This is a genomic window from Pseudocitrobacter sp. RIT415 (genome assembly GCF_003057695.2).
GTDB lineage: Bacteria > Pseudomonadota > Gammaproteobacteria > Enterobacterales > Enterobacteriaceae > Pseudocitrobacter > Pseudocitrobacter faecalis.
The window spans coordinates 1-11272 of record NZ_QBJC02000039.1 but is presented as its reverse complement, the minus strand read 5'-3'; the positions used below and the strand labels follow the sequence as shown (position 1 = coordinate 11272).

The 11272-nt window shown below is 51.9% G+C and carries 10 protein-coding genes; 5 read left to right on the top strand and 5 right to left on the bottom strand.

Annotated elements, in window-relative coordinates; genetic code table 11:
* Both DBY68_RS22445 and ttcA read left to right on the top strand, forming a co-directional pair.
* The coding region (locus DBY68_RS22445; RefSeq protein WP_349254585.1) for a DUF1398 family protein at nt 1-460 on the top strand (460 nt) is incomplete at its 5' end.
* A 185-nt stretch (nt 461-645) separates the two neighbouring features.
* The gene (gene ttcA / locus DBY68_RS22440; RefSeq protein WP_108474117.1) at nt 646-1581 is read left to right on the top strand and encodes a tRNA 2-thiocytidine(32) synthetase TtcA; all 936 of its coding nucleotides are present in this window, start codon (nt 646-648) and stop codon (nt 1579-1581) included.
* Between the two features lie 41 nt (nt 1582-1622).
* On the opposite strand, the gene dbpA is transcribed toward ttcA, so the two are convergent.
* From dbpA to zntB, 3 genes are all read right to left on the bottom strand, one after another.
* Complete coding sequence (gene dbpA, locus DBY68_RS22435; RefSeq protein WP_108474116.1) at nt 1623-2996, bottom strand: ATP-dependent RNA helicase DbpA; 1374 nt, start codon at nt 2994-2996, stop codon at nt 1623-1625.
* Nucleotides 2997-3024: 28 nt separating this feature from the next.
* A complete protein-coding gene (locus tag DBY68_RS23235) occupies nt 3025-3216 on the bottom strand; it encodes a hypothetical protein (protein ID WP_071843514.1) in 192 nt (63 codons plus the stop codon).
* 277 nt (nt 3217-3493) lie between these two features.
* Nucleotides 3494-4477, bottom strand: a complete 984-nt coding sequence (zntB, locus tag DBY68_RS22425) for a zinc transporter ZntB (protein WP_108474115.1) — start codon at nt 4475-4477, stop codon at nt 3494-3496.
* A 430-nt stretch (nt 4478-4907) separates the two neighbouring features.
* Here zntB and DBY68_RS22420 point away from each other — a divergent pair, with 430 nt between their 5' ends.
* A complete protein-coding gene (locus DBY68_RS22420) occupies nt 4908-7046 on the top strand; it encodes an EAL domain-containing protein (protein WP_233503924.1) in 2139 nt (712 codons plus the stop codon).
* Nucleotides 7047-7090: 44 nt separating this feature from the next.
* Here DBY68_RS22420 and DBY68_RS22415 read toward each other — a convergent pair whose 3' ends face one another.
* Nucleotides 7091-8707: a peptide ABC transporter substrate-binding protein gene (locus DBY68_RS22415; RefSeq protein WP_108474113.1), complete on the bottom strand. Its 1617-nt coding sequence runs from the start codon at nt 8705-8707 to the stop codon at nt 7091-7093.
* A 176-nt stretch (nt 8708-8883) separates the two neighbouring features.
* Between DBY68_RS22415 and mpaA the strand changes: the two genes are divergently transcribed.
* Nucleotides 8884-9603 (top strand): murein tripeptide amidase MpaA, encoded by a 720-nt coding sequence (gene mpaA / locus DBY68_RS22410; protein ID WP_108474112.1) that lies wholly within the window; start codon nt 8884-8886, stop codon nt 9601-9603.
* On the opposite strand, the gene ycjG is transcribed toward mpaA, so the two are convergent.
* Nucleotides 9594-10559: an L-Ala-D/L-Glu epimerase gene (gene ycjG / locus DBY68_RS22405; RefSeq protein ID WP_108474111.1), complete on the bottom strand. Its 966-nt coding sequence runs from the start codon at nt 10557-10559 to the stop codon at nt 9594-9596. The genes mpaA and ycjG overlap by 10 nt on opposite strands.
* Nucleotides 10560-10658: 99 nt before the next feature.
* Here ycjG and tpx point away from each other — a divergent pair, with 99 nt between their 5' ends.
* Nucleotides 10659-11165, top strand: coding sequence for a thiol peroxidase (tpx, locus tag DBY68_RS22400; protein WP_015964609.1), 507 nt, complete (start codon nt 10659-10661; stop codon nt 11163-11165).
* Nucleotides 11166-11272: the final 107 nt, after the last annotated feature.

The window sequence follows — 11272 nt, the reverse complement described above, 5'->3', positions numbered from 1 at the left end:
ATATATAATCATTAGCAATGCATGGCATAACCCGAGGATTTTAATGGAATTACATGATGAGATTAGCGGTTTTTTCGCACAGGTCAGGGATAACCTCGATTTCGTTGCTCTCACAGCAGCACTGCAACGCAACAACATTTCTCATTATATTTACTTTGTTGCAACAGGAAATATTAAACTTATTACGCATGCGGATTCTTATATCTCATTAAGATGTCATAGACGCTTAGTGAAAGTGAATTCAAGATCTTGCCCGGAATTAACGCGTCTTGCTGCCAATCGCATATTCTCGGGCAAATCGAATTATGAACAATTCTATAATGAACTCGCGCAAGCTGGCGTCTTTAAATGGGTTGTTGATTTGAATAATCAAACACGATTTTATTGGTCTAAAGACAATACGTTATTGCATTCAGAAAATATTTTTACGCCGATTAAAGAAATCGAGATGGCTATCTAACTTATACCCGAGAAAGCCTCGCAGGGGCACGAGGTTTCCCCCACTCCTGCAAAACATGCTGGCATTCGTCGCCGTAATCCGTACCATACACGCCACACAGTCGTAAGCTAACCCAGGCTAGCCTATGCTTAGCGGACGTTTCCGCGTATGCATCGCGCTCCTTTCGATTTTTGAGTAATCATTAAATGCAACAGAATCAAGATATTAGTAAAAAAGAGCAATACAACCTCAACAAATTGCAAAAGCGCCTGCGTCGCAACGTCGGTGAAGCCATTGCTGACTTCAACATGATTGAAGATGGCGACCGCATTATGGTTTGCCTCTCCGGCGGCAAAGACAGCTATACCATGCTGGAAATTCTGCGCAATCTGCAGCAAAGCGCGCCGATTCGTTTTAGCCTTGTGGCGGTAAACCTCGATCAGAAACAGCCGGGATTCCCGGAGCATATTCTGCCGGAGTATCTGGAGAAACTGGGCGTCGAGTACAAAATTGTTGAAGAAAATACTTACGGCATCGTAAAAGAGAAGATCCCGGAAGGGAAAACCACCTGCTCGCTTTGCTCACGCCTGCGTCGTGGGATCCTTTACCGTACGGCAACTGAACTGGGTGCGACCAAAATCGCCCTCGGTCATCATCGTGACGATATTTTGCAGACGCTGTTCCTGAACATGTTCTATGGCGGGAAAATGAAAGGGATGCCGCCGAAACTGATGAGCGACGATGGCAAACATATTGTCATCCGTCCGTTGGCTTACTGCCGTGAGAAAGACATTGAACGTTTCTCTGAAGCCAAAGCCTTCCCGATCATTCCTTGCAACCTGTGCGGCTCGCAGCCAAACCTGCAACGTCAGGTTATCGGCGATATGCTGCGCGACTGGGATAAGCGCTATCCGGGCCGCATTGAGACCATGTTCAGCGCCATGCAAAACGTGGTGCCATCACACCTGTGCGATACCGAACTGTTCGATTTCAAAGGAATCACACACGGTTCTGAAGTAGTGAATGGCGGCGATCTGGCGTTTGATCGCGAAGAGATACCGTTACAACCTGCGGGTTGGCAGCCAGAAGAAGACGATGCTCAGCTTGATGAACTGCGTCTGAATGTGGTTGAAGTGAAATAAACGTGCGTCAGGCCGACATACTGGTCGGCCTGACTAAAGCTTTACTTCAGCAGTCTGACGCGACACGCCTTCCCTTTAATCTTCCCTTTCTGCAGCTGCTTCCATGCCTGGTGAGCGACGTTCTCACGCACGGCAACGTAGACATGCGCCGGATGTACATCAATCTTACCGATATCTGCACCCACTAAGCCCATATCGCCCGTCAACGCGCCCAGCACGTCTCCTGCGCGCATTTTGGCTTTTTTACCGCCGTCGATACACAGGGTCGCCATTGCCGGGGTCAGCGGCGCGATGCGGCTTTGAGACGGTTCTGGCATCCAGTTCAGCTTCAGTTGCAGCATTTCGGCCAGAATATTCGCGCGCTGTGCTTCTTCAGGCGCGCAGAAGCTGATCGCGAGGCCGCTGTTCCCTGCACGCGCCGTACGACCGATACGGTGTACATGCACTTCAGGATCCCAGGCCAGCTCGTAGTTCACTACCAGCTCAAGCGATTTAATATCCAGACCACGTGCGGCGACATCGGTTGCCACCAGTACGCGCGCGCTGCCGTTAGCAAAACGCACCAGCGTTTGATCGCGGTCGCGCTGCTCGAGATCACCGTGCAACGCCAGTGTGCTCTGCCCTGCGGCGTTGAGTTCTTCAAATACCGCCTGACAATCTTTTTTCGTGTTGCAGAACACCACGCATGACGCAGGCTGATGTTGGGTAAGCAATTTTTGCAGCAGGGCAATTTTGCCATGGCGCGGAACATCGAAAAACTGCTGTTCAATGGCCGGCAGCGCATCCACGCTGTCGATTTCAATGGTCACAGGATCACGCTGAACACGGCCACTGATAGCGGCGATGGCTTCCGGCCAGGTGGCGGAAAACAACAGCGTCTGGCGGCTGGCTGGCGCGAAACGGATCACTTCATCAATCGCATCGCTAAAGCCCATGTCCAGCATACGGTCAGCTTCATCCATTACCAGCGTTTGCAGGCTCTCCAGCGAGACCGTCGCCTTTTGCAGGTGATCCAGCAGGCGACCCGGGGTCGCAACAATAATGTGCGGCGCGTGCTGAAGAGAGTCACGCTGTGCACCAAACGGCTGACCACCACACAGCGTCAGCACTTTGATGTTCGGCAGATAACGAGCCAAACGACGAATTTCACCCGCGACCTGATCGGCTAATTCACGCGTTGGGCACAGCACCAGCGACTGCGTCTGAAAACGCGTGGCATCAATACGTTGTAACAGCCCCAAACCGAACGCTGCCGTCTTGCCACTCCCGGTTTTCGCCTGTACGCGGACATCTTTCCCGGCAAGCACCGCGGGTAGCGCAGCTTCCTGAACAGGCGTCATGGAGAGGTAGCCCAGATCGTTCAAGTTCTCGATCTGGGCGGCGGGCAGTGCATTCAATGTTGAAAAAGCGGTCACAATATTTTCTCGCGGTAAAAGGCTATCGTCAGCAGGCGCGTATCCTCGCAGATCTGCGCGTCTGATGCGACAATTTAATCGGTTCTTCGTCCGGTGGCGGGTCCGGCATGGGCTGCGGACGCGGGATGGGATCTCGCCCCGGAGGCGGCTCTACCGGAATGGGATCGGTCGGAATCGAATGAATGTTAAGGTAAGCGTCGAGTCGTAATACCTGGTACATCATCTTCCCCTTATAAATTCAGGTTGGTTCTTTAAGGGTAGATGGCGCAGGCATTCAGGCAAAAAAAAAGCCGACTATTGAAGTCGGCGTCGTACGAATCAATTGTGCTATGCAGTAATTCAAAAAAGGAAGTAAGACAATATGGAGCGCAACGCCCATCGCTTGACGTTGCATTCACCTGCGAGAGAGATATTGCCCTGAATGGGGGTATCGTTTATTGACCTCGCTCAATTTAATTGCCGTTTTTGTGTTCAATTACTGTTAAAAAGGTTAATTTTTACAGCCATTTACTGCGATGTAACCACCAGGTAACACCACCGATGAGTACCAGCAGCATCACACAAAAGGAGTAGAAGCCTAAATGCCATTCACCGCCGGGTATTCCTCCCAGGTTGACACCGAACAAACCGGTTAAAAACGTGGTGGGTAAAAACACCATCGCCATCAGCGACATGGTATAGGTTCGACGAGAGAGAGATTCCTGCATCACCTGAGCGATTTCATCGGTCATCACTGCGGTTCGCGCGATACAGGCATCAATTTCGTCCAGCCCACGCCCCAGGCGATCGGCAATATCCTGCATGCGACGGCGATGGTCATCAGTCATCCATGGCAGACGTTCACTGGCAAGCCGCGCGTAAACATCGCGCTGAGGCGCCATGTAGCGACGCATCACAATGAGTTGTTTACGCAGCAGTGCCAGAAAGCCGCGCGGGGGAATTTGTTGCTCCAGCAGGTTATCTTCCAGATCGATAATTTTATCATGCAGTTGCTCGATAAATTCGCTGGCGTGATCGGTCAACGCATCGCAGACATCCACCAGCCAACCACCGCAGTCTGCCGGCCCGCTGCCTTCTTCAAGATCGCTAATCACATCATCCAGCGCCAGCACCTTGCGTTGACGCGTCGAAACAATCAGCCGCTCATCCATATACAGGCGCATCGCCACCAGTTGATCGGGGCGTTCATCGGTGCTGCCATTAATGCAGCGCAGCGTAATCAACGTACCTTCCCCCATCCGGCTCACGCGCGGGCGCAGGCTTTCACCGGAGAGCGCATCGCGCACGGTATTCGGCAGCAGGGGCGTCGACGCCAGCCATTGCGCGCTATCCGGGTTGGTGTAATTCAGATGGAGCCAGCATGGGTTGTCTTTGGTGATCACATCGCTCTCTTCGAGCGGTTTTACCCCACCCTTGCCATCCAGTATCCACGCGAACACTGCATCCGGTACGTTAAGATCCGATCCCTTTATGGCTTCCACTTTACCTCCACTGACAACTTACCCTTTTGCTAGTCTAGCCATCTGCTCCGGTTACGCAATCACTCTCGTTCCCATCACCCTGAAATTGCTCATAAATTCAGCTGTTATTATGCAAGGAAGTATTTTGATGAATAAAAACGATGTCAATGCTCAGCATTAACAAACGCGCAAGAATATATTCTTGCATAATTCTATTAAGATCACATTTCCAATAAAATTAAAATCCCTATACCCAATTAAACAACACCATCATCATGGGTATTTTAAAATAGACTATTAGCCTCCTTTTAGTTTAACGCGATTCAGCAATACCTATTTCAGTTAAATACCGTCAATCCGTTAAAAAACCGTGATCTGTCATGTTATTTCTGTAGCTTATTTCAGATTATTCCTGATAGATTAATTCCAAAATCTAAGAAATGTGGATGACATGATGCTGCATGTTTCGTGGGACCCGGTTCTGGTTGGCATTTCATTTTTGGTGGCCTTTATCGCATCTTTCGTTGCCCTTGATAGCGCGGCGAAAATTGCCGCGTCCAATAAAAAGGCGGCAATGTTCTGGCGCGTTTCGGGGGGCGCAACCTTAGGCATCGGCATTTGGTCTATGCATTTTATTGGCATGCTGGCGATGAGAATGCCGATGGAGATGAGCTATCACCTGGAATTAACGCTCGTCTCACTGCTGGCTGCCATTCTTGCTGCCACGCTGGCGATTAACATAGCCGTCGCCGGGCCGACGCTATCACCTAAGCGGCTGACAATCGCCACCATATTGCTTAGTAGCGGCGTTGTAACCATGCACTACGTCGGCATGGCGGCGCTGATGGTACATAATGGCATTGTCTGGAATATCCCGCGGATTATTCTGTCGGTCGTGATTGCGCTTCTGGCTTCGGGTGTGGGTTTATGGCTGGCTTTCAGCCTACGCTTGAACAGCAAGCGCGTTCTGCTCTGCCGTATAGCCTCCGCATTAGCGATGGGCATTGCCATCGCCGCGATGCACTACACCGGCATGAGCGCGGCCACCTTTTCAGGCCATGCCCATATGATGCTCAACCACGTTCATCAGATTGGCGAGGAAGGGCTTTCGGTTTGGGTTTCTGCCCTCACGCTACTGTTATTGGGTACTATGCTAGTGATTTCGATGGTCGATTCGCAAATGCGTACCAGCCGCCTGACCGAAAACCTGCAACGGCTCAATAAACAACTCGAACAACAGGCACGCTATGACGGGCTGACCGGGTTAGCGAACCGTAGCCAGATTGATATGCGGCTACTTGCCTGCCTGCAACAGGCGCGGCTTACCGGCGCTGAGTTTGGTTTAGTTCTGATGGATCTCGACCGTTTCAAGTTAATCAACGATGCCTGGGGACATCACGTCGGCGACAATCTGCTGGTTTCCGTAGCCAATCGCCTAAGCGCCTGCCTCCCACCCAAAATGACTCTCGCCCGCATCGGTGGCGATGAGTTTATTTTGCTCGCCCCTCATAGCACGGAGGCCGAGCTGGCGGAGCTGTGTAACCGTATGGTCGAGTCTATTCGTCGGCCCTTTTATCACTCCGGCCAAATTCTGCAAATCTCTCTGAGCGCGGGTATCAGTATGTATCCCGCGGATGGCGACTCTCCACAGGAACTTAAACTGTGTGCTGACACAGCGATGTACCATGTTAAACGCAATGGCCGTAACGGTTGGGCGGTATATGGCGATGCCATGCTGGATACTTCCTGGCAAGGCGCGCATCTTTTGCAGGATCTCACCCAGGCGCTGGAACGTAACCAATTTGAACTGTGGTATCAGCCAAAATATCACGTTCAGGAAAATCGCATTTACGGTTTTGAAGCGTTACTGCGCTGGCGTCATCCTAAAAAAGGCATTTTACTGCCAGATGTGTTTTTACCTACCTTGCAAAATACCGGTTTAATTCTTCCTGTCGGTAACTGGGCTATCGACCAGGCCTGCAAGCAATTGCGCCAGTGGAGTAAAGAGGGTCATGATGACTGGACACTCTCGATAAATATTTCGGCTAATCAGTTCGAGCAGCAGAATATCTACGAATTACTGTGTAATACGCTTTCGCGATATCATCTTTCACCGCTTCGATTAACGATTGAATTAACCGAAACGACAGCCATGCGCGGCCTCGATCGCAGTTTACAAATATTCCATGACTTCAATCGTATTGGCCTGACCGTCTCCATCGATAACTTTGGTACCGGTTATTCCAATATGTTATTGTTGCAGAATCTGCCCGCGCGTGAGCTGAAAATTGACCGCAGCTTTATGAAGGATATGCGTGATGACAGCAAAAATTTGAAAATTGTCTCATCAATTATTCATATCGCGCATTCGATGAATATGAATGTGGTCGCGGAAGGGGTTGAAACGGAAGATCAACAGCGTTTGTTGACACAACTGGGGTGCGATGCTCTGCAGGGCTCGTTCTTCTCCGAGCCATTACCGCCACAGGATATTGACGCCGCATTAAGTCGAATGCCGTTTAATATCACCACCACGAGCAGCGTCGCGCCGCCTATTCCTATTCGACGGAACATGGTAAAGCATGCGTAAAAAAGCCCTGACGTGCAATAACGCGTCAGGGCTTTCTAAGCAACTCAGTGCTTCACAATATACATTGTCCGCGTATACGCCACGTCTTCCGGATTCTCTATAGGATACCCTTTCAGCCACGGTTTAATTAAGCGACCATTGGTATACTGGTAAATCGGCGCAATAGGCGCTTTCTCAGCGAGAATTTTCTCTGCCTCGTTGTAATCAGCATTGCGTGCTTTTTCGGTGTTCTCAAGCGTTGCCTGATTGACGACTTTGTCATATGCCGGATTGCTAAAGCGCGAAATATTCCCGGTGTTGCTTGAGGTGAGAAGCGACAGGAAGGTTGACGGTTCGTTATAGTCGCCCACCCAGGATGCGCGGATCACATCGAAATTTCCGGTATTACGACTGTCGATATACGTTTTCCACTCCTGGTTTTGCAGCTTCACATCTACACCGAGGTTTTTCTTCCACATTGAGGCCACAGCAATCGCAATCTTCTGGTGGTTTTCCGAGGTGTTATACAGCAGCGTCAATTTCAACGGCCGATTCGGGCCATAACCCGCCGCCTGCAACAAGGTTTTCGCCTGAGCATTCAGTTCTTCCTGACTGCTCTGCTCCATTTGCGTTGGCTCGGCTTTAAACCCTGCGGTGACATCGGGTGTAAAGTGCCATGCTGGTTTTTCACCGGTACCCAGCACTTTCTCCGCGATAATGCGGCGATCAATCGTCATGCTCAGCGCTAAACGAACGCGCGCATCCGCTGTAGGCCCTTTCTGGGTATTGAAGGCGTAATAATAGGTACCGAGTTGAGCCGGGGTATACACCTGCCCCGGAATATCTTTCAGTAGTTTCTTATACAGATTTTTCGGGAAGGACTCGGTAATATCGATATCCCCGGCCAGATAACGTTTCGTCGCCGACGACTCCTGGTTTATCGGTAAGAACGTCACTTTTTTAATCACGGTCTTAGCGTTATCCCAGTAGTGAACATTCGGTGTTGCCACCAACTTTTCATTCACCACGCGGTCGGCCAGCACGTAAGCGCCATTGCCAATCAGCTTGCCAGGGCGCGTCCAGTTTTTATCGCTTTCAACATTGGCTTTTTGCACCGGATAAAGCGAGAAATTGGCCGTCAGGTTCACAAACCACGGCAACGGTTTATCCAGTTGAATACGTAAAGTATGCGGATCAACTGCCGTCACGCCCAGGGTGTCCGGCTTCGCTTTACCATCGATAATGGCCTGCGCGTTATTTATACCGGCGAGTGCCGCAAACCAGGCAAACGGTGAGGTGGTTTTGGGGTCAACCAGACGCTGCCAGCTATAGACAAAGTCTTCCGCGGTAACCGGCGTACCGTCAGACCATTTGGCGTCATTTCGTAACGTAAATGTCCAGATTTTATTGTCATTACTCTGCCAGCGCGTCGCGACGCCAGGCACAATATTCCCTTTTTCATCCTGGTTAACCAGCCCTTCGAAGAGGTCACGGATCACCTGGATTTCCGGCAGACCTACCGCTTTTGCCGGGTCCAGAGAGGCGGGCTCATCTTTAATATGACGAACCAGCTCCTGCTTCGCTGCCAGCGCCGTCCCGGCGGGTACTTCTGCCGCCAGGGCAACAGAACTCAGACTACTGAGCCATAACGCACAGCACGACAACGTGAAAGGATACTTCATGACATCCCCTTAATAAGCCAACTTGATGAAAATATTATTTGTTTCAGGCGTCTTAAATGCAAACGGCTTATCACATAAAATTGATATAACGAATGTTTTCTGACACGGAAACCATTTGATTCACGGTGAATTTTGCACAACACTGCTTATATCAGTACTCATAATCAGGATTCTCTATGTCCGCCACTCGTCCTCGCGCCCTGCGGGGCGCTTTTCCGCCCGGTACGCAACACTATGGTCGTTCACTTTTGGGCGCGCCGCTTATCTGGTTTCCCGCCCCGCTCGCCGATCATACCAGTGGGTTAATTATTGCCGGGACGCATGGCGACGAAAACGCCTCGATTGTCACCCTCTCATGTGCGCTGCGAACGCTGTCACCCGAGTTACGGCGGCATCATGTGGTGTTAACGGTGAATCCGGATGGTTGCCAGTTAGGCTTGCGGGCCAATGCGAACGGTGTGGATTTAAATCGCAATTTCCCGTCGGCAAACTGGAAAGCCGGTGAAACGGTCTATCGCTGGAACAGTTCGGCGGAAAGCCGCGATGTGGTGTTACTTACCGGCGATGCCCCCGGTTCCGAGCCGGAAAGCGAGGCGCTTTGCCAGTTGATTCACCAAATCCACCCGGCCTGGGTCGTCTCTTTCCACGATCCGCTGGCCTGCATTGAGGATCCGCGTCACAGTGAACTGGGCCGCTGGCTGGCAGACGCGTTTACGCTACCGCTGGTAGGCAGTGTGGGATACGAAACGCCAGGCTCGTTTGGCAGTTGGTGCAATGACATTGGTCTGCACTGCATCACCGCCGAGTTCCCGCCCATCTCATCGGATGAAGCGAGCGAGAAATACCTCGGCGCGATGACTGCATTGCTACGCTGGCGTTCTGCGGCTCAGAGATGAAGCTGCCCGGTGGTAAAATGTAATGCAGGCTCTGCATCTACCGCTAACCAGGTTGGGCCGTCGAGATCCGCGAATGTAACCTGCGGCGTCAGCGGTAACGCTGCAGAAATTGCGCGAGAGGTGCAAAGCATGCAACCCAGCATCAGGGCGAAGCCTTGCGCACGCGCCTCCTGAGCCAGCGCCAGCGCTTCGGTTAAGCCGCCGGTTTTATCCAGCTTAATATTGACCATGTCATATCGCCCATGCAGCGCTGGCAGGCTTTCGCGCGTATGACAGCTTTCGTCAGCACAGATCGGCAGCGGGTGAATGAAGTTTTCGAGCGCGCTGTCATCTGTGGCGGGCAGGGGCTGCTCAAGCATCGCGACATTGAGATCGGCCAGCAACTGACAACGCGCCGCCAAACCTTCACCGTGCCAGGACTCATTCGCATCCACTATCAATGTTGCTTCCGGCGCGGCGGCGCGGATAGCGACCATGCGTTCAGCAATCAGGCGATCGTCGAGTTTCACTTTTAACAAACGAGCGCCCCCTTCAAACAACGCTTTGGCGCTGGCTGCCATCTGCTCCGGCGTGCCAATCACTACGGTTTGCGCCGTGGTTATCGTTTTTGCCAGCGTCTGGTGTAACATGGCGGGGATCGTCGCGTTTGCCAGACCCGCTTCAAGCTCCCACAATGCACAATCCACGGCGTTGCGCGCCGCACCCGCGGGAAGCAATTCTGCAAGCGCGTCGCGCGTGAGCCCCCGCTCCAGTTGCTCGCCAATCGACACAATTTGCGCCATGACCGAGGCGATGCTTTCACCGTAGCGTGGATAAGGTGTACATTCGCCAACACCTTTGACGCCGTCCTGCTCCAGCTCAACCACCACGACTTTCGCCTCGCTGCGGCTACCGCGGGCGATAACAAACGGTGTATGTAACGGCCACGCCTCTTCAAAAACTCTTACATTTCTCATCCCCTGCTCCTTGTAATCCTACAAATAGGATTTGCCGTGTTAACACCTGATGACATACACTAGTTTCGACGTTAATTATATGTAAACAGGAAGATTATCATGTCACAAACTGTACATTTCCAGGGCAACCCCGTTTCTGTTCAAGGCGCTATTCCGCAGGCCGGCGATAAAGCTCAGCCTTTCACGCTGACCGCGAAAGACCTCTCTGACGTCGCACTCAGCCAGTATGCGGGCAAACGCAAAGTGCTGAATATTTTCCCGAGCATCGATACCGGCGTTTGCGCCGCATCGGTTCGTAAATTCAACCAGCTGGCTTCCGAGCTGAACAACACCGTCGTGCTGTGCGTGTCTGCTGATCTGCCGTTCGCCCAGTCTCGCTTCTGCGGCGCGGAAGGCCTGAGCAACGTGGTGACTCTGTCTACCCTGCGTGCGCCAGAATTCCTGCAAACCTACGGCGTGGGTATCGCTGATGGCGCGCTGAAAGGCCTGGCGGCGCGCGCGGTTGTCGTTATTGATGAAAACGACAACGTGGTTTACAGCCAACTGGTTGACGAAATCACCAACGAGCCAGACTACGATGCCGCGCTGGCTGCGCTGAAAGCGTAAGTTTGCAAACTCGTTACGCATGAAAAAATAGCCTCCAGATGGAGTAATGCCAGTCAGTTAAGCGACTGACTGGCTCTTTTTATGCGCTTTTGGATACTTCCAGGGCC